Origin of the sequence: Roseitalea porphyridii (assembly GCF_004331955.1) — a bacterium.
In the GTDB taxonomy this organism is placed as follows: domain Bacteria; phylum Pseudomonadota; class Alphaproteobacteria; order Rhizobiales; family Rhizobiaceae; genus Roseitalea; species Roseitalea porphyridii.
In genome coordinates this window covers 1,057,092-1,078,000 of the sequence record NZ_CP036532.1, presented here as the reverse complement: position 1 = coordinate 1,078,000, position 20,909 = coordinate 1,057,092, and the positions used below count along the sequence as shown (strand labels likewise).

At 67.4% G+C, this 20,909-nt stretch carries 18 protein-coding genes; 6 read left to right on the top strand and 12 right to left on the bottom strand.

The genetic code is table 11. The features are described 5' to 3' along the window. Positions 1–18: 18 nt before the first annotated feature. From cysQ to E0E05_RS05170, 4 genes are all read right to left on the bottom strand, one after another. Positions 19–816, bottom strand: a complete 798-nt coding sequence (gene cysQ / locus E0E05_RS05185) for a 3'(2'),5'-bisphosphate nucleotidase CysQ (protein ID WP_131617905.1) — start codon at positions 814–816, stop codon at positions 19–21. 150 nt (positions 817–966) lie between these two features. Beyond that, on the bottom strand, positions 967–3,288 hold the full coding sequence (xdhB, locus tag E0E05_RS05180) for a xanthine dehydrogenase molybdopterin binding subunit (protein ID WP_131615749.1): 2,322 nt from the start codon (positions 3,286–3,288) through the stop codon (positions 967–969). Then, a complete protein-coding gene (xdhA, locus tag E0E05_RS05175) occupies positions 3,285–4,709 on the bottom strand; it encodes a xanthine dehydrogenase small subunit (protein ID WP_131615748.1) in 1,425 nt (474 codons plus the stop codon). The genes xdhB and xdhA overlap by 4 nt, the downstream gene beginning before the upstream one ends. A gap of 136 nt (positions 4,710–4,845) precedes the next feature. Beyond that, positions 4,846–5,424 (bottom strand): biotin transporter BioY, encoded by a 579-nt coding sequence (locus tag E0E05_RS05170; protein ID WP_131615747.1) that lies wholly within the window; start codon positions 5,422–5,424, stop codon positions 4,846–4,848. 122 nt (positions 5,425–5,546) lie between these two features. Here E0E05_RS05170 and E0E05_RS05165 point away from each other — a divergent pair, with 122 nt between their 5' ends. Further along, the gene (locus E0E05_RS05165; protein ID WP_244597947.1) at positions 5,547–6,464 is read left to right on the top strand and encodes an MBL fold metallo-hydrolase; all 918 of its coding nucleotides are present in this window, start codon (positions 5,547–5,549) and stop codon (positions 6,462–6,464) included. Between the two features lie 7 nt (positions 6,465–6,471). On the opposite strand, the gene E0E05_RS05160 is transcribed toward E0E05_RS05165, so the two are convergent. Beyond that, positions 6,472–7,245: a DUF1499 domain-containing protein gene (locus E0E05_RS05160; RefSeq protein ID WP_131615745.1), complete on the bottom strand. Its 774-nt coding sequence runs from the start codon at positions 7,243–7,245 to the stop codon at positions 6,472–6,474. 156 nt (positions 7,246–7,401) lie between these two features. Here E0E05_RS05160 and E0E05_RS05155 point away from each other — a divergent pair, with 156 nt between their 5' ends. Continuing rightward, complete coding sequence (locus tag E0E05_RS05155) at positions 7,402–7,770, top strand: hypothetical protein (protein ID WP_131615744.1); 369 nt, start codon at positions 7,402–7,404, stop codon at positions 7,768–7,770. A gap of 5 nt (positions 7,771–7,775) precedes the next feature. Here E0E05_RS05155 and ppdK read toward each other — a convergent pair whose 3' ends face one another. The 3 genes from ppdK to E0E05_RS05140 all read right to left on the bottom strand — a co-directional run bounded on the left by ppdK (position 7,776) and on the right by E0E05_RS05140 (position 14,700). Next, the gene (gene ppdK / locus E0E05_RS05150) at positions 7,776–10,409 is read right to left on the bottom strand and encodes a pyruvate, phosphate dikinase (RefSeq protein ID WP_131617904.1); all 2,634 of its coding nucleotides are present in this window, start codon (positions 10,407–10,409) and stop codon (positions 7,776–7,778) included. A 119-nt stretch (positions 10,410–10,528) separates the two neighbouring features. Further along, the gene (smc, locus tag E0E05_RS05145; RefSeq protein ID WP_131615743.1) at positions 10,529–13,990 is read right to left on the bottom strand and encodes a chromosome segregation protein SMC; all 3,462 of its coding nucleotides are present in this window, start codon (positions 13,988–13,990) and stop codon (positions 10,529–10,531) included. A gap of 44 nt (positions 13,991–14,034) precedes the next feature. Further along, entirely contained in the window at positions 14,035–14,700 is a 666-nt protein-coding gene (locus E0E05_RS05140; RefSeq protein WP_131617903.1) for a DsbA family protein, read from the bottom strand. Positions 14,701–14,873: 173 nt separating this feature from the next. On the opposite strand from E0E05_RS05140, the gene E0E05_RS05135 reads away from it, so the two are divergent. After that, the gene (locus tag E0E05_RS05135) at positions 14,874–15,806 is read left to right on the top strand and encodes a DUF5996 family protein (RefSeq protein ID WP_131615742.1); all 933 of its coding nucleotides are present in this window, start codon (positions 14,874–14,876) and stop codon (positions 15,804–15,806) included. On the opposite strand, the gene E0E05_RS05130 is transcribed toward E0E05_RS05135, so the two are convergent. Together E0E05_RS05130 and E0E05_RS05125 are read right to left on the bottom strand one after the other, a co-directional pair. After that, the gene (locus E0E05_RS05130) at positions 15,807–16,364 is read right to left on the bottom strand and encodes a Uma2 family endonuclease (RefSeq protein ID WP_210215763.1); all 558 of its coding nucleotides are present in this window, start codon (positions 16,362–16,364) and stop codon (positions 15,807–15,809) included. It abuts the gene before it with no gap. 34 nt (positions 16,365–16,398) lie between these two features. Then, positions 16,399–16,830, bottom strand: coding sequence for a secondary thiamine-phosphate synthase enzyme YjbQ (locus E0E05_RS05125; RefSeq protein ID WP_131615740.1), 432 nt, complete (start codon positions 16,828–16,830; stop codon positions 16,399–16,401). Positions 16,831–16,924: 94 nt separating this feature from the next. Here E0E05_RS05125 and ung point away from each other — a divergent pair, with 94 nt between their 5' ends. From ung to E0E05_RS05110, 3 genes are read left to right on the top strand one after another with little or no spacing between them, the layout of a single operon-like run. Continuing rightward, complete coding sequence (gene ung / locus E0E05_RS05120; protein WP_131615739.1) at positions 16,925–17,623, top strand: uracil-DNA glycosylase; 699 nt, start codon at positions 16,925–16,927, stop codon at positions 17,621–17,623. 31 nt (positions 17,624–17,654) lie between these two features. Continuing rightward, positions 17,655–17,873, top strand: a complete 219-nt coding sequence (locus tag E0E05_RS05115; protein WP_131615738.1) for an AbrB/MazE/SpoVT family DNA-binding domain-containing protein — start codon at positions 17,655–17,657, stop codon at positions 17,871–17,873. Continuing rightward, positions 17,860–18,225 (top strand): type II toxin-antitoxin system PemK/MazF family toxin, encoded by a 366-nt coding sequence (locus E0E05_RS05110; protein ID WP_131615737.1) that lies wholly within the window; start codon positions 17,860–17,862, stop codon positions 18,223–18,225. Before E0E05_RS05115 ends, E0E05_RS05110 begins: the two co-directional genes overlap by 14 nt. Here the strand turns inward: E0E05_RS05110 and E0E05_RS05105 are convergent. Together E0E05_RS05105 and rpoD are read right to left on the bottom strand one after the other, a co-directional pair. Continuing rightward, positions 18,222–18,797, bottom strand: a complete 576-nt coding sequence (locus E0E05_RS05105; RefSeq protein ID WP_131615736.1) for a Uma2 family endonuclease — start codon at positions 18,795–18,797, stop codon at positions 18,222–18,224. The genes E0E05_RS05110 and E0E05_RS05105 overlap by 4 nt on opposite strands. A gap of 63 nt (positions 18,798–18,860) precedes the next feature. Further along, positions 18,861–20,882 (bottom strand): RNA polymerase sigma factor RpoD, encoded by a 2,022-nt coding sequence (gene rpoD / locus E0E05_RS05100; protein ID WP_131615735.1) that lies wholly within the window; start codon positions 20,880–20,882, stop codon positions 18,861–18,863. Positions 20,883–20,909: the final 27 nt, after the last annotated feature.

The window sequence follows — 20,909 nt, the reverse complement described above, 5'->3', positions numbered from 1 at the left end:
CGGTTGCTCCGGGATGAACTAGGGGCCGGTATCGGCAGCGCGGCTCGCCCCAAGGCACCGGGCGCGCGCCTGCGGCGAGGAGGCGATGAAATCGGGGTTCTCGTAGCCGGGCTTGCCATAGGCGAGCGGGGCGTTGTCGAGCGTGACGACCTCCCCGCCAGCGGCGCGCAGCACGGCATCGCCGGCGGCGGTGTCCCACTCCATGGTCTTGCCGAAGCGCGGATAAATGTCGGCCTTGCCGGCGGCGAGCACGCAGAATTTCAGCGACGAGCCGGCGGTGACGCAGCTTTCGATGGCGTGCTGACGCAGGAAGTCGCGGGTCTCGGGCGAATCGTGAAAGCGGCTCGCCAGCGCGACCAGATCGCTGTCGTCGGCGCACGGCCTGACCTTCAGCGGGGTGCGCGTGTCCTTCTCGCACAGCTCCTGCGCCGCCTCGCCCGGCTCGGCCAGAAACAGCCGCCCAAGCGCGGGGGCGTAGACGATGCCGGCGACCGGTTCGCCGCCCTCGATCAGGCCGACATTGATGGTGAATTCGCCCGTTCTGCGGATGAACTCCTTGGTGCCGTCGATCGGGTCGACCAGGAAGAAGCGATGGGCGCCGCGCGCCGCCGCAAGGCTCGCCACGCGCTCCTCGCTGACGACGGGAATCGCCGGATAGGCCTTCTGCAGCGCCGAGACGACGATCTCGTCGACCGCCACGTCCGCTTCGGTCACCGGCGTGCAGTCGGCCTTGTGGCTGACGGTGAAGCCGCCCTCATAGATGTCGAGCGCGGCGCGGCCGGCGCGGCGCAGGATCGGGATCAGCGATGTCAGCATGATGGCGCTCATTTGTCCTGATACGGGTTTGCCCATCGCTCATCGTGACGATGGGCAATGGGTAGACGGTTCGCGACCGCCTGGCGAAGTGTGAAAGCCTAATGGGGCACGATTGCGGGAAAATTTGTTCCGCCGCGCCCACCGGTGCCGCTATGCCGAGCGCGCCCGGATGTCGTCGATCGCGTCGAGCACGGCTTCGGGCGTTGCCGGCGTCCGAAGGTTCGGAGACAGGCCCGGCCTGCCGCACGAGGCGACGGCGTCGCGCAGCGCGAGCCAGACCGAGACGGCCAGCATGAGCGGCGGCTCGCCAACGGCCTTGGAGCGAAAGACGGTCTCCTCGGCGTTCGGGGCGCCGTCGAGGATCAACACGTTGAAGGCGGGCGGCACGTCGCGCGAGCCGGGAATCTTGTAGGTGGACGGACCGACGGTACGCAGCCGGCCGGACTTGTCCCACCACAGTTCCTCGCAGGTCAGCCAGCCCATTCCCTGCACGAACGCGCCCTCGATCTGACCCAGATCGACCGCCGGGTTCAGCGAAGCGCCGCAGTCCTGCAGGATGTCGGCGCGCAGGCAGCGGTTCTCGCCGGTCAGCGTGTCGATGGCGACCTCGGCCACCGCCGCGCCATAGGTGAAATAGAAGAAGGGCCGGCCCTTCATCGACTTTCCGTCCCAATGGATCTTGGGCGTGGCATAGTGGCCGGCTTCGGACAGCGAGACCCGCGCCGCCCAGCTCATCTTCGCAAGTTCCGAAAAGGCGATCGACCGGTTGCCCGCATGCACCCGGTTCTCGCGGAAGACGATGTCCTCGGGCGGCACGTCGAAATGCTGTGCGGCGATCGGGGTCATCCGGTCGCGAATGGCCGTCGCCGCCTTGAAGGCGGCCATGCCGTTCAGGTCCGAGCCGGTCGATGCGGCGGTCGGTGAGGTGTTGGGCACCTTGCCGGTGTGGGTGGCGGTGATCTTGATGCGGTCGATGTCGAGCTGGAACACCTCGGCGACGACCTGGGCGACCTTGACGAAGAGCCCCTGCCCCATCTCGGTGCCGCCATGGTTCAGATGGACCGATCCGTCCTGATAGACGTGAACGAGGGCGCCGGCCTGGTTCAGCGAAGGCAGGTTGAAGGAAATGCCGAACTTAACCGGCATCATGGCAAGGCCGCGCCGGATGACCGGATCGGCCTTGTTGTGTTCGTCGACCTCGGCGCGCCGCTGCTGCCATTGCGCCGAATGCAGGATCGCCTCGGTCACCTCGACGAGGCGGTTGTGCTCGACCGGCTGGTCGTAGGGCGTCGTCTCGCCGGTGTCGGGCCCGTAATAGTTGAGCGCGCGGACATGGTTCGGATCGAGCTGCAGCTCGCGGGCGATCTGATCGATCATCGCTTCGGACGTCACCACGCCCTGGGGCCCGCCGAAGCCGCGAAAGGCGGTGTTGGAGACCGTGTTAGTCTTGCAGGCATGACCGACGAAGCGGGCGGCGGGGATGTGGTAGGCATTGTCGGTGTGGGTGATGGCGCGGGTGATCACCGGGCCGGTCAGATCGGCCGTGTTGCCGGCGCGGGCGAGATATTCGACATCGGCGCCGACGATGCGGCCGTTCTTCGTCACGCCCACGCGCCAGCGCGAGACCATGTCGTGGCGCTTGCCCGTGGCGGCCATGTCGGCCGAGCGCTTGAGGCGCAGCTTGACCGGCCTGCCGGTCCTGCGCGCCAGAAGCGCGGCGGCGCAGGCGATGATCGTCGCCTGGCTTTCCTTGCCGCCGAAGCCGCCGCCCATGCGCCGCACCTGCACGTCGACCGCGTTGGCATAGCCGCCAAGCACATGGGCCACATGGTGCTGCACCTCGGTCGGGTGCTGGGTGGAGGAATGGACGGTCATGTCGCCGTCCTCGCCGGGCACGGCGTAGGCGATATGCGTTTCCAGATAGAAATGGTCCTGCCCGCCGATCTGCAGGCGGCCCTCGAGGATCAGATCGGCTTCTTGAAGCGCGGCATCGACGTCGCCGCTGATCAGTTCCTGCGGGTCGAGCACGTAATCGCCGCGCCGATGCGCCTCCTCGACGTCGAGAACCGGTTCGGTTTCTGCGATGTCGAAGACGACCGCGTGGGCGGCGCGTACGGCCTGCTCGTAGCTGGTCGCGGCAACGGCGCCGACCGGCATGCCGAGATAGTCGAGGTCGCGCTCGGCGAACAGCGGCTCGCCCGACAGGATCGGCGCGATGTCATTGTGGCCGGGTATGTCGGCGGCTGTGACGATGGCGACGACGCCTTCCATCGCGGCGGCACGCGCCGTATCCATGCCATTGAGCGTGCCGGCGGCAACCGGCGAAAGGATCAGCGCGGCATGCAGGGTGCCCGGCAGGTCCGGCATGTCGTCGATATAGACCGCCTCGCCGGAGACGTGCTTGACGGCGCTGTCATGCGCGATGCCCTTGCCGACGATCGCGCGCTGGACCGATTTGACGTGCTCGTTCACAGCGCCATCACCTCCACCGTTTCGCCCGAAAGCTCGCGGGCGAGCCGCTCGAGCAGTCCGGCCGCCGCTCGCGCCCGGTAGCGGTCCGAACCGCGCCAGTCGGTCAGCGGCGCGAAGTCCGAGGCCAGCGCCGCGCCCGCCGCGCGCGCGGCTTCGACGGTCAGCGCCCTGCCGCGCAGCGCCGCCTCGGCGTGCGGGGCGCGTTTCGGGGTCGCGGCCATGCCGCCATAGGCGATGCGGACATCGCCGACGATGTCACCGTCCATCCGCAGCCAGTAGGCGCCGCAGACGGTCGATATGTCCTGATCGTAACGCTTGGAGACCTTGTAGGTGCGCATCACCTCGCCCTGGCGGGCACGCGGCACGGTGACCGAGACGATCACCTCATCGGCGCGCAGTTCGGTCTTGCGATAGTCGAGAAAGAAATCCTCGAGCGCCATGGTGCGCTCGCCGCCCTTGAGCGAGGCGAGCGTGATCGTCGCGCCGAGCGCGATCAGGGCTGGCGGGCCGTCGCCGATCGGGCTGGCGGTGCCGATATTGCCGCCGATCGTGCCCATCGAGCGGATCTGGGTCGACCCGAACCGCCGGATCAGCGTGGCGAACGACGGATACTCCTCGCGCACGGACTCGAGCGCTTCTTCCCAGGTGACCGCCGCGCCGAAGGTCCAGGTCTCGTCGGCGGTATCGATGGCCCTCAGTTCCGCGACATGGCCGGTATGGATGATCACCGGCCAGCGGGTTTCGTAGCCGGCGAGCGGCACGGCCAGATCGGTGCCGCCGGCGAGCAGCACCGCATCGGGATGATCACGCCGCAGCTTGAGCAGGCCGCGCAGATCGTGCGGCCGGTGCGCGGTGACGCCCGACGCATCGGTGTGCGAGGAGACCAGCGTGCGCTCGGCGATTGCGGCGTTCGGCTCGGCGTCCACGGCCTTGAGCCGCGCGGCGGCGGCCCTGGCGGCGTCGACGATCGGCCGGTAGCCGGTGCAACGGCAAAGGTTGCCGGCAAGCGCGTCATGGATCGCCGCCTCGTCGGGATCGGGATCGCGGGCCAGAAGGCCCGACAGCGCGACGGCGATACCCGGCGTGCAGAAACCGCATTGCGACGAGCCGTTCCTGGCCATCTCGTCCTGAACCGCGTTGAGCACGCCTTTGGTGCCGCCCAGCCCCTCGACGGTGACGATCTCGCCGCCGTCGATCTGCGCGACGGTCATGATGCAGGCATTGGCCGCCAGCAGTTCCGCGCCCTCTTGCCCGCCGCGGCGGAACAGCACCGTGCAGGCGCCGCAATCGCCTTCGGCGCAACCTTCCTTGGTGCCGCGCGCCGACATTTCGTTGCGCAGCAGATCGAGCACGGTCATGTCGGGCCGGGCGGCCGTCGTGACCGGCTGGCCGTTGAGGGTGAAGCTGGTGTGCGTGGTCATGAACACTCCTGCGTCCCGGCCGGGCGGGCCGGACGATCGCGAACCAGTTTGTACTTTGGTCGCAGGCAAGTGCAAGCCGGGCAAAGAAAAAGGCCGCGGCGCGGGCCGCGGCCGATCGTCTGACGCTGGTGCTCGGTCAGCGGCGGCGAAGCCAGCCGACGGCGACGGCCATCACGCCGGAGGCGAGGACGGCCTTGGTCAGTTCCGACAAAAGGAAAGGCTGCACGCCGGCGATCCAGGCCTTGTCGGCGCCGATCAGCGTCGAGAGCCAGGCAAAACCGAGCGTCATCATGACGATGCTGCCGACAAGCATGGCGGCGAACATCAGCATGGGCCGGGCGTTCCAGCCACGGTCGGCGGCCCAGCCGGCAGCAGCGGCACACGCCATGAAGCCGATCAGGAAGCCGCCGGTCGGTCCGGCCATATAGGCAAGGCCGGCGCCGCCGGTGAAGACGGGCAGGCCGAGCGCGCCCTGGGCGAGATAGAAGGCAACGGTCGCGACACCGAGTCGAAGACCGAACGCGGCGCCGATGAGAAGGCAGGCCAGCGTCTGCAGCGTTGCCGGCACGGGGTAGAACGGCACCTTGATCTGGCCCGCCAGCGCGATCAGCAGGGACCCACCGATCGCCAGCAGGACGAGGACGACGAGGCGCATGACGCCTTCGGTGGGGACTGCGCCGTAGACCGGCGCCTGTGCGTTCGATGGCATTGCCATGTCGGATGTTCTCCCAGGGTCGGGTTGAAGATAACGGGCTTTCGCCGCGCCCCGATGCCACCTATACCGATTGGCCGAACCGCCAGCAAGACAGTCCCGCGCGTGCTTCCCAGGCCAATATCGTGACGCCGACACCTTCCTTTTCGCTTGCCTTTGATCCGCGCCACGGCGAGCCGGTCGCCGTTGCCGACGGTGTCTTGCGGGTGACGGCCGACAACCCGTCGGCATTCACCTTCCATGGCACCAACAGCTACATCGTCGGCTCGCAGACGCTGGCGGTGATCGATCCGGGCCCGGAGAGCGAACAGCATCTGGCCGCGCTGGTTTCGACGATCGGCGGGCGACCGGTCAGCCACATCTTCGTCACGCACACCCATGCCGACCATTCGCCGCTTGCCCGCAGGCTGCGCGATGAAACCGGCGCGCAGATCGTCGGCGCCGCCGCCCATCATCCGGCGCGCGAACTGCATATCGGCGAGGTCAATCCGCTCGACGCCGCGGCCGACCGCGCACATGAACCCGATCGGGTGCTCGGCCATGGCGACATCGTCGACGGCGATGGCTGGCAAATCGAGACGATCGCAACGCCCGGCCATACCGCCAATCACCTTGCGTTCGCGCTCTCGGACACCGGTCTGGTCTTCACCGGAGACCACGTGATGGGCTGGGCCACCTCCATCGTCGCCCCGCCCGACGGGGCGATGACCGACTACATGGCCTCGCTCGACACGATGGCTGCCCGCGCCGGCACCGACCGGCGCTATCTGCCCGGCCATGGCGGAACGGTCGACAACCCGATCGCCTTCGTGCGCGGGCTGAAGACGCACCGGAAGATGCGCGAGCGGGCCATTCTCGAACGGGTCCGGGCCGGCGATGCGGCAATCCCGGCGATGGTGGCGAGCATCTATCGCGACACCGATCCGCGCCTGCACGGCGCCGCCGGGCTTTCGGTTCTCGCCCATCTCGAGGACATGGTCGCCCGCGGGCTGGTCGAAACCGACGGACCGCCGGCGATCAACGGGCGTTTCCGACCGGCCTGATCGACGCCTACGGCTCGGCGATGCCGATCATCGCATAGTCCAGATCGGCCATGAAGCGTGCGATCAGCCCGGCGCTGACGCCCAGATCGTGCGGCACGTCCGGCATGCGTGCGCGGATGTCGACGAAGGTGGTCTCGCCCTCGTCCGTCGCACGAATGACGATGTCGACGGGCATGGCGAGAACCGGCGTCCGGTGCTCGTACTCGATGAACAGATCATTGTCCGCGCCGATGCGCCCGCGCTGGCGCACGCGCCGCCACCCCATATCGGCGGCGACCTGCGTGATCACTTCACGCGTCGCGTCGAGCGGCGCCTTGAACCGCACACCCAGAATATCGGGATAGCCGTCTTGCAGCCGGCCGGCGACCAGCGCCGATGCATTGGCGCCGCTTGTGCGCATTTCCGAGGCGAACAGGGGCGGATTGATCAGATCGGTCGACACATCGGCAAGGGTCGGCCGGACGAGATAGGCAAGGGCGGCGACGAGGTAGAGCACGATGAAGGGCATGAACAGGAACAGCGCCCATGACAGCCGGCGGCCGCCACGCGTTCCGTGCGTCCAAAGGCTTCGCAGGCCGAACGCGATCAGGCCGAGCCCGGAGAGACAGATCAGCCCGCAAAGCGCGATCAGAATGAGGAAGGCTCTGGTGTCGATCACGCCGCCGCGATGGGCCAGAATCGAAAGGCCTGCGAGCACCGGAAGGAAGACGGCCAGCGAGAGCGCTGCGCGGGCGCTGCGCGATTCGCGGCGACTCGGCAGATCGGCGGTCAGCAGCAGCATCGGGCTCCCCGGTTGGCGGGCGCCGTCGGCGCCCCGGTCTCACGCAGCGTTACCGCCTTGTCGTGCAAAGTTAAACAATGCAGCGGGCGATGCCAGAAAATCGCCACGCCGCGCGCCGAGTGTAGGGTTGCCGGGGGCGGCGTTGGAGGAAGCACGATGGATACGCGCGTACTGGATCGCCCGGCGCAAGCGGGCACGCAGGCCGGCGGGCCGGCACTCAAGCATGTCGAACTGGAACTCGCGCTCGGCGCGCAGGATATCCGCGTCGAGGGCTTCGAAGCGGCCGTGCGCAATGCGTGCGCCGATTGCGGCGTCGCCTTTCTGTTCAACCTGCCCGTGTTCGGAACCGACGAGGCGCAGCGCGTCGCCGCCGCCGGATGGCGCGAGGGTAAGGCTGCGGAGCCGGAGTTCGCCTTCGTCACGCTCGGCGCGGACGGGTCGACCATCACCATCGACCGGCGCTGCGATTGTCTGGACCACGCCGCCGACGTCGCCCGCGCCTGGTTCGATCTGATGACGGTGTAGACCAATCAGGCCAGTTCGCCGCGTCGCGCGCGGATCGCCGCCTGGGCGGCCGCCAGCCGTGCGACCGGCACGCGATAGGGCGAGCAGGAGACGTAATCGAGGCCGATCTGCTCGCAGAAGGCGATCGATTCGGGATCGCCGCCGTGCTCGCCGGTGATGGCGGTGACGATGCCCGGATGGGCGCCGCGACCCTTGTCGGTCGCCATGCGAATGACCTCCCCGACGCCTTCGCGGTCCAGATTGATGAACGGATCGCGCTCGATGATGCCCTCGGTGAGGTAGCGCGACAGGAAATGGGCGGCGTCGTCGCGCGAGATGCCGAGCGTCGTCTGCGTCAGATCGTTGGTGCCGAACGAGAAGAAGTCCGCCGCACCGGCGATCAGGTCGGCGCGGATCGCCGCACGAGGCAATTCGATGATGCAGCCGACCAGATGCTTGATGTCGCTGCCGTGGCGCGCCTTCACGTCGGCGGCGATGGCGTCGATCCGTTCGCGCAGATGGCGCAGTTCGGCATAGTAGGCGACCAGCGGCACGACGATCTCGGGCACCACCGGCGCATCGCTGCGCCGGCCGGCGATGATCGCCGCTTCGATGACCGCGCGCGTCTGCATCTCGGCGATTTCGGGATAGCAGATCGCAAGCCGGGCGCCCCGGTTGCCCAGCATCGGGTTTATCTCGTGCAGTTCGTCCGCCCGGCGCCGCAACTCGTCGGCGGGAAGACCCATTTCGGCCGCCACGCGATCGAGTTCGGCCGCCTCGCGCGGCAGGAACTCGTGCAGGGGCGGATCGAGCAGGCGGATACAGACCGGAAGGCCCGCCATCTTCTCGAACAGCGAGACGAAATTGTCGCGGTGGACGGGCAGCAGCCGCTCGAGCACGAAGCGCCGGGCGCGCTCGTCCGGGGCCATGATCATCTCGCGCATGACCTGCAGGCCGTCGCCTTCAAGGAAGATGTTCTCGGTGCGCACCAGGCCGATGCCCTCGGCGCCGAAGCCGAGCGCCGCCTCGGCGTCGGTGAGCCCGTCTGCATTGGCGCGAACGGCCATGCGCCGGGCGCCGTCGGCCCATTCCATCAGCGTGGCGAAATCGCCCGACAGCGGCCGCTGCACCATTGGCAACTGGCCAAGGAGCACCTCGCCGGCGGCCCCGTCGAGCGTCAGCCAGTCCCCCTCGCGCACCGTCACCGTTCCGGCGCGCATCGAGCGGCGGTCGGGGTCGATGCGGATCGCCGAGGCGGCGGTGATCGCCGGCTTGCCCATGCCGCGCGCGACGACCGCGGCATGCGAGGTCATGCCGCCGCGCGTGGTCACGATGCCTTCGGCGGCGGCCATGCCGTGGATGTCGTCGGGGCTCGTTTCGGGACGCACCAGGATGACCGGGCGCCCCTCGCCCATCGCGGTTTCGGCAGCGGCGGACGAGAAGACGACCGTGCCGGCCGCAGCGCCGGGCGACGCCGGCAGACCGCGCGCGAAAAGCTGGCGCTTGGCGTCGGGGTCGATGGACGGGTGCAGCAGCTTGTCGAGCGAGGATGGATCGACATGCAGCACCGCATCGTCGCGGGCGATCGTGCCCTCGCCGGCCAGATCGACGGCGATCCTGATGGCCGCGTCGACGGTGCGCTTGCCGGCGCGCGTCTGCAGCAGCCACAGGCGGCCGTCGTCGACGGTGAACTCGATGTCCTGCATGTCGCCGAAATGCGCTTCAAGCCTGTCGCCCAGTTGGACAAGCTGGGTGAAAGCCTCTGGCATGTGTTCGCTCATCGACCGGCCCGCCTGATGGCCGTTCGGCAGGAGCGGGTCCGGCGTTCTGAGCCCGGCGACCACGTCCTCGCCCTGGGCGTTGACAAGGTATTCGCCGAACACGCGCTTCTCGCCGGTCGAGGGATGGCGCGTGAAGGCGACGCCGGTGGCCGAGTTGTCGCCCGAATTGCCGAAGACCATCGCCTGCACCGTAACCGCCGTGCCCCATTCGTCGGGAATGGCGTGCAGCGCGCGGAAGGTGACGGCGCGCGGGTTGTTCCAGCTTTCGAGCACCGCGCCGATCGCCCCCCAGAGCTGGTCATGGACGTCCTGGGGGAACGGGTCATCCATGTCCGTCTCGATCGCCTGCTTGTAGCGCGCGACCACGGCCCGCAGCGCATCGGCATCGAGCCGGTCGTCGCGGTCGACACCGGCCGCCTCGCGCGCCTCGTCGAGAATATCCTCGAACAGGGCATGCTCGACGCCGATCACCACGGTCCCGTACATCTGGATGAAACGCCTGTAGCTGTCATAGGCGAAGCGGGCGTCGCCGGTGCGGTCGGCGAGCGCTTCGACCGTTTCGTCGTTCAGCCCCAGATTGAGAATGGTGTCCATCATGCCGGGCATCGAGACCGGCGCACCGGAGCGGACCGAGACGAGGAACGGGTCGGGGCCGGCGCCGAAGGTCTTGCCGGCGGCTTCGGCAACGGCGGCAAGGGACGTTTCGACCTCCTCGCGCAAACCCTCCGGATAGGTGCGGCCGGTGCTCAGATAGGCGCGGCAGACTTGCGTCGTGATGGTGAAGCCCGGCGGCACCGGCAGGCCGACGCGGCTCATTTCGGCAAGGCTTGCACCCTTGCCACCAAGCAGCGTCTCGTCGCACGCCGCCTGGGGCGTCATGCCCGGCGCGAACGGATAGACCAGCCTGTTGGTGACGCTGCTGTCCACGCCGCCCTCCTCAAGGGCGCCTTGTTACCGCATTGCACCATCGGGCGCCATCGGTCTTTTCGACAAGGCGATCAGCTGGCCTCGCGCAGCTCCTCGGCCGTGCCCAGATCGACCGAGACGAGCTGGCTGACGCCCTGTTCGGCCATGGTCACGCCGAACAGGCGGTTCATCCGCGCCATGGTGATCGGATTGTGGGTGATCAGCACGAAACGCGTGTCGGTCTGGGCGACCATCTGGTCCATCAGGTCGCAGAAGCGTTCGACATTGTGATCATCGAGGGGCGCGTCGACCTCATCGAGCACGCAGATCGGGGCCGGGTTGGTCAGGAAGACCGCAAAGATCAGCGCCATCGCGGTCAGCGCCTGCTCACCGCCCGAAAGCAGCGTCATCGTCTGCGGCTTCTTGCCGGGCGGCCGAGCCATGATTTCGAGGCCCGCCTCGAGCGGGTCGTCGCTCTCGACAAGCTGCAGTTCGGCCGTGCCGCCGCCGAACAGATGCGTGAACAGGCGGGTGAAGTGGTCCTGGACCACGTCGAAAGCAGCCAGAAGGCGCTCGCGGCCCTCCTTGTTGAGCGCCGAGATGGCCGAGCGCAGTTCGGCGATGGCGGCGATGACATCGTCGCGTTCGCCGGTCAGCGCGGCATGGCGTTCGGTCAGTTCCGTCTGCTCCTCCTCGGCGCGCAGATTGACCGCGCCGAGCCGCTCGCGCTCGACCCTCAGCCGGTCGAGCTTCTTCTCCAGCGGTTCCATGTCGGGAAGCGGTTCGCCGGGCCCCAGTCCCGTCGCGGCGAAAGCCTCATGCGGGGCGCAGTTGAGCGTCTCGGCGATCCGGATTTCGGCATCGGCGCGTCGTTCGCTTGCGGCGGAAAGGCGCTCTTCGGCACGCGCACGCGTCTCGCGCGCCTCGGCCATCGCCGTGATCGCATCCGTCGCTTCCTTGTCGGCGTCGCGCGCCTCGGTCTCGGCGCGGGCGAGCGCGTCGCCGGCTTCGGCACGCGCCTTTTCGGCCTTTTCGATTTGCCGGACCAGTTCGCGACGCCTTGCGGCCTGCTCGTCGGGCGCATCGGCGATCGCGGCGAGCGCCTCGCGCGTCTCTGTCTCGCGCGTTGCCAGCGCCTCGATCTGTTGCTCGGCGCCGGCGGCGCGGGCGACCCAGTTGGCGCGCTCGCGTTCGATCGCCGCAAGGCGCTGCCGGCGGGCCTGCCGCTCCCGCGCCACGCCGCCATGGTCGGCGCGGGCCTCGGCCAGCGCGGCCCGGTCCGTGGCGACGACCGACTGGATCCGCCCGATCTCCGCGTCGAGCCCGGAAACATCCGGCTCGGCGGCGAGCGCGGATTCGGCTTCGGCGAGCACCGCCACGGCCTCGGCATGGTCGGCGTCCAGCCGCTGCCGGTTCTCGTCGAGGACGGCGCGACGCCGGGCCAGCTCGCCGGACGCGCGCTCGGCTTCGGCGAGCGCCTCGCGGGCGGCACGGGCGTCGCCCTGCGCCTTGCGGACGGCTTCACGGGCCGCCTTTTCGGCCGCAACGGCGGCGGCGGTTTCCGCTTCGGCGGTGGATGCGCCGGCCTTCAGGGCATCGAGCCTTTGGCGGGCGTTTTCGATTTCGCCTTCAAGTTCGGCGAGCCTGTTCTTGTGGGCGAGCCGCTGCGCGGCAGCGGTCGGCGCATCGGTGGCCGCGCGATAGCCGTCCCAGCGCCACAGCGCGCCCTCGCGCGTGACGAGCCGCTGCCCCGGCCGCAGGGCTTCGGCAAGCGCGGCCCCCTCCTCGTCGTCGGCGACGATTCCGATCTGCGCCAGCCGGCGCGCAAGAGCGGGCGCGCCGCGCACATGGTCGGCAAGCGGCGTGCATCCGTCCGGCAGGCGCGGGTCGCCCTCGGCGATCTCGGCGCCGGCCCAGTGAACGCTGGCTGAAGCATCCAGCGACGCTTCGAGATCGTCACCAAGCGCCGCGCCAAGCGCGGTCTCATAGCCCTTGGAGACCGCAAGCGATTCGATGACGCCGGGAAACAGGCCCGCATCACCGGCATTGAGCAGCCTGGCGATGGTCCGCGCTTCGGCCTCGAGCGCCGACAGCGCGTCGCGTGCGGCCGCAAGGTCGGGCTGCAGCGCGCTCTGGGCGGCACGGGCCGTCTGGACGGCCTGCTCGGCCTCGCTCACGCCGCGCTCGGCGGTCGCGACGCCCGCATCCGCCGTCTCCACCGCGGCCTGCTTCTCGGCGGGGTCGGCCAGCGTGGCGATACGCGCTCCGATCGCTTCCAATTCGGCCTTGGCGCGCTCGCGATCGCGTGTCAGCCGATCGCGGCGTTCGGTCGTCTCGCGGATGCGGCGCTCGAGCTGGGTACGCAGGGCCGCCGTCTCGGCACGCGCCTCGGTCGCCCGCGCCAGTTCGGCCTCGCTCTTCTCGAGCGCCTGCCGCGCCTGCTCGACCTTGCCGGCCAGTTCGGCTTCACGCGCCTCCTCGCCCTCTTCGGCCGTGACAAGTTCGGCGTTCTCCGCGTCGAGCGCGGCGACCATGCCGGCATTTTCCTCGGTCAGCCGGCGTTCGCGCGCCATGTCCGCGCCGAGCTGTTCGAGGCGCTGCTCATATTCGCGCCTGCGGGCGGCCAGCCGCTCGACCTCGGCGTCGATCTGGTCGCGCGCGATGGTCAAGCGCTGAAGGGCGGCGGCCGTCTCGGCCTCGGCTTCGCGAAGAGGTGGCAGGGCCTTCTGGGCGATGGCCTGAAGTCGGGCAGCCTCCATCTGCTGCTGCGCACGCTCTGCAACCTGAGCGGTGGCGGCCGACAGGGCCGACTGGGCATCGGCCTCGACGGTCTTCGCCTGCGCCCACTTCAGGTGCAGCAACGTTGCCTCGGCGGCGCGGATGTCGCGCGACAGCGTGCGGAACCGGTTGGCCTGGCGGGCCTGACGCTTGAGGCTTTCAATCTGGCTTTCGAGTTCGGCGACCACATCGTCGAGCCGTTCGAGATTGGTCTCGGCGGCACGCAGGCGCAGTTCGGCCTCGTGCCGACGCGAATGCAGCCCGGAGATGCCGGCGGCTTCCTCGAGCAGCGCCCGGCGGGCCTGTGGCTTGGCCTGGATCAGTTCGCCGATGCGCCCCTGCCCGACCATGGAGGGCGAGCGGGCGCCGGTCGACTGGTCGGCGAACAGAAGCTGGACGTCGCGGGCGCGCGCGTCGCGGCCGTTGATCTTGTAGGCCGACCCCGCCTCGCGCTCGATGCGGCGGGTGACCTGCAGCTTGTCGTCTTCGTTGAAGGCGGCGGGCGCGGTGCGACTGGCATTGTCGAGGAACAGCGAGACCTCGGCCATGTTGCGCGAAGGGCGCGTGGCCGAGCCCGAGAAGATGACGTCGTCCATCCCCGAGGCACGCATGTTCTTGTATGAGCTTTCGCCCATCACCCAGCGCAGCGCCTCGACAAGGTTCGACTTGCCGCAGCCGTTCGGGCCGACAACGCCGGTCAGCCCACCTTCGATGATGAATTCGGTCGGTTCGACGAAGCTCTTGAAGCCCGTCAGGCGCAGCTTCTCAAAACGCATTTCAAGCGCCCCCGCCATGCAGGCCGGGGGGCGCCCAGAGGCCCTCAGAGGAGCGGATCGATGATGGCCGACATCTCTTCAACCGAGAGCGCTCCGGTGTACTTGCTGCCGTTGATGAAGAATGTGGGCGTCGCATTGACGCCGAATTCCTCGGCACCGCGCTGGCGAATGGCATTGACATCATTCAGAAGCTGCTGGTCGGTCAAGCATGCCTCGAAGCTCTCTTGTGTAAAACCGGCCAGCTTGGCGATGTTTTCGAGCGGTTGGCGGGCATTTTCGGCACGCGCCCACTGTGCCTGCTGCTTGAACAGCACGTCGATCATCGGGAAATAGCCGTCGTTGGGGGCGCAGCGAGCGAGCATGAAGGCAGCTGCGGCGCGCGGGTCGAACGGGAATTCGCGCAGCACGAGGCGCGCCTTGCCGGTGTCGACGTACTTTTCCTTCAGTTCTGGCCAGGCATTGTTGTGGAAGTTGGCGCAGTGACCGCAGGTCATCGAGGCATATTCGACGATCGTCACGGGCGCATCGGCATCGCCCTTGACCATCTCGGGAAGCGGGCCGGGCTCGAGCAGTTTTTCCATGTCGACCTCGCCTTCCGGCTGAGGAGCCGACTGGGCGAATGCCGGAAGGCCGAACACCGAAAGGGCGAGCGGCGCACCGGCAAGGGCGGCGAGGGTCGAACGGCGGGAAAGAACGTGCGCAGCGGCCATCGGCGAAGTCTCCTGAGATTGAACAATCGGGACCGTATAACGCGCTGAATCTGTTGCCAACATGGCGGAGATCGCCGCATCCCGCACGGCGGCCGATAACAACTGCGTTATCGCGGCAGTTTGCCGTGGCGCAGCGCCGGTCGTAGCGTAACCTCGTTCCACTGGAGATGACCATGTCAGCCTGGCCCGACCTCGACTATCCAGCCTTTGCCCCGACCGGGCAAAGCCTTCACATGTGGACCCAGATGGTCGGCAAGTTCCGCCTCGCCAACACGCCGTGGGTGAACCATTCCTGGCAGGTGCCGCTCTATGTCGACGCCCGAGGGCTGACGACTTCGCTGGTGACGACACCGGCGGCCGGGTTCGAGGTTCGGTTCGATTTCCTCGACCATCGGCTGACGGTGACGAGCACCGAAGGCGCGGTGGCGACCGTGCCGCTCGAGCCCATGCCGGTCGCGCAGTTCCATGCCGCCTTCATTGCGGCGCTTAAGCAGGCCGGCGCGCCGTCGGACTTTCACGGAAGCCCGAACGAGGTGCCGGACCCGGTGCCGTTCTCCGATCAGACCGAACCGGGTGCCTACGACCCCGACCAGGCCGCCGACTTCTGGCGGTCGATGGTCGACATCGTGCGTGTGTTCACCCGCTTCCGGTCGGGCTTCCTGGGCAAGGTCTCGCCGGTGCATTTCTTCTGGGGCAGCTTCGATCTTGCGGTGACGCGTTTTTCGGGCCGCGATGCTCCACCGCATCCGGGCGGATTTCCCGCCTTGCCGGACGCCGTGACCCGCGAAGCCTATTCGCACGAGGTCTCGTCCGCCGGCTTCTGGCCGGGCGGCAACGGCGTCGAGGAAGCGATGTTCTTCTCCTACGCCTACCCGACACCCGATGGGATGGCCGGGGCGGAAATCGCGCCCGAGCAGGGATACTGGCACGACCAGTTGCAGGAGTTCGTGCTGCCCTATGCGGCGGTGCGCGCCGCGCCCGATCCCGACGCCGTACTACTTGATTTCCTTGACAGCACCTATGTCGCCGCTGCCGACCACGGCAACTGGGACCGCGAGGCGCTCGAATGCCAGTACGGGGTGCCGAAGGTGCCGCGTCCGGCCTGATCAGGCGTAGCCGGCGAGCATCAATACATGGCCCGGGATTGCCAGGGCGGTCAGGCGATCCTCGGGCGACCTTTGAAAGACGGTGCGATAGCCGGTCGGCGTCGGGTCGCGGTGGACGTGGGTCTGAAGGCTCCTGACGTCGATCACCCACATCTCGCGCACGCCGAAGCCGGCATAGATCGCCGGCTTGTGGCCGAGATCGTAGGCAAGGCTGGAATCGGCGATCTCGATGGCCAGAAGGCAGGTGTCGCCGCGCAGATCGGCCAGATCGGTGTCCTTGCCGTAGACGATGAAATCGGGCTGCAGATAGGTGTCGTCCGACAGGCGGAAGGTGGTCTCCGGGATGACTTGATAGTCGGGCGTCAGGTTCGTGTAGAGCCACGTGGCGAGCCACTGCTTCAACCGCTCGTGGCGGATACCCTTGGGCGACATCGGCACGATCTCCCCGCCGATCAGTTCGAACCGCTCGTCGCGGCCGATCACGCCGATCTCCACCATCCGCTCGACATCGGCGATGGTGAAGGGGCGGCGCGGCAGGCCTTCGGCGGCTTGGGTCACATGCACGGTCATGGAGGTGAATATAGCATCGGTTTCACGGTGCGTCAGCGGCCAGATGCAGCACGATCTGGCGACGGTGCGGACGGTCGCGATGCTCGAACAGATAGAGGCCCTGCCAGGTCCCAAGCAACATCCGGCCGTCGGCGACCGGAATGCCGAGCGAGGTCTGGGTCAGCGCGGCGCGGATATGGGCGGGCATGTCGTCAGGCCCCTCGGCCCGGTGGACGATGAAGTCCATCGCCGGATCGCTGGTCGGGGGCGCGAGCCGGCAAAAGAACGCCTGCAGGTCGCGCTGGACGTCCGGGTCGGCATTCTCCTGGATCAGCAACGAGCACGAAGTATGCCGCACGAAGACCGTCAGCAGCCCGTCGCTTGCGGCCTGGCCGCGCACGAAATCCTCCACCCGGTCGGTGAATTCGTAAAGGCCCGGGCCGGTTGTCTGGATGGTCAGCTGATCGAGCGGCATGGTTTGGCTGTGGAATTCGGCCGACAGGCTGCGGGGCCGGTTGGCTTGGATCGACGTTCGGTCGCACTATGACCCGGGGACCAGGATGCGCACAATGGCCGACATCAAGCTGGACGAAAGCTGGCGCGAGCCGCTCAGGGACGAGTTCGAAAGCGGCTACATGGCCGATCTCAAACGGTTTCTCGTTGCCGAGAAGGCTGCGGGCAAACGCATCTTTCCGCCCGGCGGTGAATGGTTCCACGCGCTCGACGCAACACCGCTCGACAAGGTGCGCGTCGTGATCCTGGGCCAGGACCCCTATCACGGGCCGGGACAGGCGCATGGCCTGTGCTTTTCGGTGCGGCCGGGCGTGCGCATCCCGCCCTCGCTCGTCAACATCTACAAGGAATTGCAGGACGATCTCGGCATCGCGCCGCCGGACCATGGCAATCTCGAGCACTGGGCCGGACAGGGCGTTCTGCTGCTCAATGCAGTGCTGACGGTCGAGGCGCATCAGGCAGCCAGCCATCGCGGACGCGGTTGGGAGCGCTTCACGGATGCGGTGATCCGGCTTGTCGACGCACGCGAGACGCCCGCCGTCTTCATCCTGTGGGGCTCGTACGCGCAGAAGAAAGCGGCGTTCGTCGACCGGTCCAGGCATCTCGTCCTGAAAGCGCCGCATCCCTCGCCGCTTTCTGCGCACAACGGCTTTTTCGGCTCCAGGCCGTTCTCGCAGGCGAACCGGTTTCTCGAGCAACAGGGCCTAACGCCGATCGATTGGCGGTTACCACCCGTGCAGGTGTCGGGCGATTGAACTGAGTAAGACGGTAAGCTATCTTACCGTCATGACTTCAGTCTTCTCGAAAATCACGTCGAAGAGCCAGACGGTCATCCCGCGCCAGGTGCGTGACCTGCTCGGGCTCAAGCCCGGCGACCGCCTTCGCTACCGAAAGACGCTAGCCGGCATCGTCATTGAGAAGGCCGGCAGTGCCGAGGACGATCCGTTCGCCGTCTTCACCGAGTGGTCCAGCGCCGAAGACGACAAGGCCTATGAAGGCCTATGACGTTATCGCGGCGCAATGGGATGTCGTCGTCCTGCCGTTTCCCTATGCCGATCGCCTCGCCGAGAAACGCCGTCCGGCGCTTGTCGTGTCGAACGATGCGTTTCATCGCGCAACGGGGCTTACGTGGGTCGTCATGATCACCTCGACCAGCCAGCAATGGCCCGGTGATACCGAGATCACCGACCATGCCGCCTGCGGCCTGCCCGTTCCCTCGCGCATCAGGGCGGCGAAGATCGCAGTGATCGAGGCCTCCCGGATCATCCGCGTGGCAGGGCGTCTCGGGCGGGATGAAATCGTTGGCGTCCGGGAAAGCCTGGCCACGATCCTCGCAGCGGACGAGCCGACCGATTAGCCGCCGCGATAATCCGAAAGATCGAGCGCGAATCCGTCGAGCCGGGCCGGCGTCAAGCGGGTGTCGAAGCCCGTCCGTTCGATCGAGGCAAAGGCTTCGTTTGCGGGGTCGCGATGGATGGTGATGGCCATGTCGTTGACATCGAAGACCCACAACTCACCGATGCCGAACTCGGCATAAAGGCGCGCTTTGCGGCCGAGATCGTAGGCAAGCCACGAGTCGGCGATCTCGACGGCAAGCAGGCAGGTTTCGGGCGACAGCCTCTCCAGCCCGCTGTCGGCCGGATAGACGACGAAGTCCGGTTCGATGAACGTGTCGTCGGACAGGTAGAAGGTCGTCTCGGGGATCGTCATCAGGTGATCGGGCAGGCCTTTGACCAATTGCCTGTTCAACCAGGCCTTGAACCGCTCATGGCGGATCCCCTTGGGCGACATGGGCACGATCTCCCCGCCGATCAGTTCGAAGCGTTCGCCGGGAGCGATGATGCCAGTCTCGACCATGCGCCAGATGTCATCGACCGTGAAGGCACGGCGCTTGAGCCCCTCGGCGGCATCTGTGACGCGGATGTTCATGGGGCGATCCTACCACATCCCGCAAAATGAAGAACCCGGCCGATGGCCGGGTTCGTCGAACGATCACTGATCGAGGAAGCTGCGCAGTTTCCGGGAGCGGCTCGGGTGCTTGAGTTTTCTCAGCGCCTTGGCCTCGATCTGGCGGATGCGCTCGCGGGTCACCGAGAACTGCTGGCCGACTTCTTCCAGCGTATGGTCGGTGTTCATGCCGATGCCGAAGCGCATGCGCAGAACGCGCTCCTCGCGCGGGGTGAGCGAGGCGAGCACACGCGTCGTCGTCTCGCGCAGGTTCGCCTGGATCGCCGCGTCGATGGGCAGAACCGCGCCCTTGTCCTCGATGAAGTCGCCCAGATGGCTGTCTTCCTCGTCGCCGACCGGCGTTTCGAGGCTGATCGGTTCCTTGGCGATCTTGAGGACCTTGCGCACCTTTTCGAGCGGCATGGCGAGCTTTTCGCTCAGTTCCTCGGGCGTCGGTTCGCGGCCGATCTCGTGCAGCATCTGCCGGGACGTGCGCACGATCTTGTTGATCGTCTCGATCATGTGCACCGGAATGCGGATCGTGCGGGCCTGGTCGGCGATCGAGCGGGTGATCGCCTGCCTGATCCACCAGGTCGCATAGGTCGAGAACTTGTAGCCGCGGCGATACTCGAACTTGTCGACCGCCTTCATCAGGCCGATGTTGCCTTCCTGGATCAGGTCGAGGAACTGCAGGCCGCGGTTGGTGTATTTCTTGGCGATCGAGATGACGAGCCGCAGGTTCGCCTCGACCATTTCCTTCTTGGCGATCGAAGCTTCGCGCTCGCCCTTCTGGACGCGGTTGACGATCCGCCGGAACTCGGGGATCGAGATGCCGGTCTCGGTGGCCAGTTCCTGGATTTCGGCGCGGATTTCGGCGACGCGGGCGCGCTCCTTGGCGGAGAACTCCGACCAGGCGGGCGAGCCGAGCTTGCCGACGCCCTCGAGCCAGTTCGGGTCCAGTTCGGTGCCCTGGTACTGCTTGAGGAACTCCTCGCGGCCGACGCCGTAGCTTTCGGCGAGGCGAAGCAGCTTGCCCTCGTTCTGCATCAGGCGCTTGTTGATCGCGTAGAGCTGCTCGACCAGCGCGTCGATGCGCTGGTTGTTGAGCGACAGCAGCTTGACCTGCTCGATCAGTTCGTCCTGGAGCTGCTTGTAGCGGCGCTTCTGCGAGGAGGTCAGCATCTCGCCGTCGGCGAGCGCGTTCTCGACCTGCTGGTCCTGCAGCTTGCGCAGCTTGGCATAGATGCTGGCGATCTTGTCGAACGAGGCCATGACGTCGTCGCGCAGCTCGGCCTCCATGGCCGCCAGCGACAGGTTGACCTCGTCTTCCTCGTCGTCGTCCTCTTCCTGCCCCTCGCCGCCGACATCGGTGATGTCGTCGTGGCGGCGCGGCTGGCGCAGGGCGCGTTCCTTCTCCTCGCGCTCCTTGCGGGCCTGCTCGATCTCCTCGGGCGTGGGCACCTTCGGCGCCTGCTTGGCCTCGGGGCCGGCATAGGTGGCCTCCAGATCGATGATGTCGCGCAGGAGGATGTTGCCCTCGAGCAACTCGTCACGCCAGATGATGATCGCCTGGAAGGTCAGCGGGCTTTCGCAGAGCCCGGCGATCATCGTCTCGCGGCCGGCCTCGATGCGCTTGGCGATGGCGATCTCGCCCTCGCGCGACAGCAGTTCCACCGCGCCCATCTCGCGCAGATACATCCGCACCGGATCGTCGGTCCGGTCGGTCGGTTCCTTCTTCTTGGCGGTCGTGGCGACGGCGGAGCCGGTCGAGGTGGTGACCTCGGTGGAGGTGCTGCCCTCGTCGTCGTCGTTCTGTTCGACCTCGTCATCCTCGATGACGTTGATGCCCATGTCCGAGAGCGTCGCCATGGTGTCCTCGATCTGCTCGGAGGTCACCTCCTGCGAGGGCAACACGGCATTGAGCTCGTCCATGGTGACATAGCCGCGCTTCTTGGCGGTCCGGATGAGCTTCTTGACGCTGTCCGCGCTCAGGTCCAGAAGCGGACCATCGGGTCCCGCCTCTGCCGGCGCTTCAGCTTCGCTGTTCTCTTTTTCTTTGGTCGCCATTGATTGCCTTTACTCCATGATGGACGC

Bases quoted from the DNA above. Each gene is read 5' to 3' on its own strand.
- E0E05_RS05155 (WP_131615744.1), top strand. From the start codon at position 7,402: ATGGATACGCGCGTACTGGATCGCCCGGCGCAAGCGGGCACGCAGGCC.
- ung (WP_131615739.1), top strand. From the start codon at position 16,925: ATGGCCGACATCAAGCTGGACGAAAGCTGGCGCGAGCCGCTCAGGGAC.
- E0E05_RS05160 (WP_131615745.1), bottom strand. From the start codon at position 7,245: ATGCTGCTGCTGACCGCCGATCTGCCGAGTCGCCGCGAATCGCGCAGC.
- E0E05_RS05115 (WP_131615738.1), top strand. From the start codon at position 17,655: ATGACTTCAGTCTTCTCGAAAATCACGTCGAAGAGCCAGACGGTCATC.
- E0E05_RS05105 (WP_131615736.1), bottom strand. From the start codon at position 18,797: ATGAACATCCGCGTCACAGATGCCGCCGAGGGGCTCAAGCGCCGTGCC.
- rpoD (WP_131615735.1), bottom strand. From the start codon at position 20,882: ATGGCGACCAAAGAAAAAGAGAACAGCGAAGCTGAAGCGCCGGCAGAG.
- smc (WP_131615743.1), bottom strand. From the start codon at position 13,990: ATGCGTTTTGAGAAGCTGCGCCTGACGGGCTTCAAGAGCTTCGTCGAA.
- E0E05_RS05125 (WP_131615740.1), bottom strand. From the start codon at position 16,830: ATGCCGCTCGATCAGCTGACCATCCAGACAACCGGCCCGGGCCTTTAC.
- xdhA (WP_131615748.1), bottom strand. From the start codon at position 4,709: ATGACCACGCACACCAGCTTCACCCTCAACGGCCAGCCGGTCACGACG.
- E0E05_RS05170 (WP_131615747.1), bottom strand. From the start codon at position 5,424: ATGGCAATGCCATCGAACGCACAGGCGCCGGTCTACGGCGCAGTCCCC.
- E0E05_RS05140 (WP_131617903.1), bottom strand. From the start codon at position 14,700: ATGGCCGCTGCGCACGTTCTTTCCCGCCGTTCGACCCTCGCCGCCCTT.
- cysQ (WP_131617905.1), bottom strand. From the start codon at position 816: ATGCTGACATCGCTGATCCCGATCCTGCGCCGCGCCGGCCGCGCCGCG.
- E0E05_RS05110 (WP_131615737.1), top strand. From the start codon at position 17,860: ATGAAGGCCTATGACGTTATCGCGGCGCAATGGGATGTCGTCGTCCTG.
- E0E05_RS05135 (WP_131615742.1), top strand. From the start codon at position 14,874: ATGTCAGCCTGGCCCGACCTCGACTATCCAGCCTTTGCCCCGACCGGG.
- ppdK (WP_131617904.1), bottom strand. From the start codon at position 10,409: ATGACGCCCCAGGCGGCGTGCGACGAGACGCTGCTTGGTGGCAAGGGT.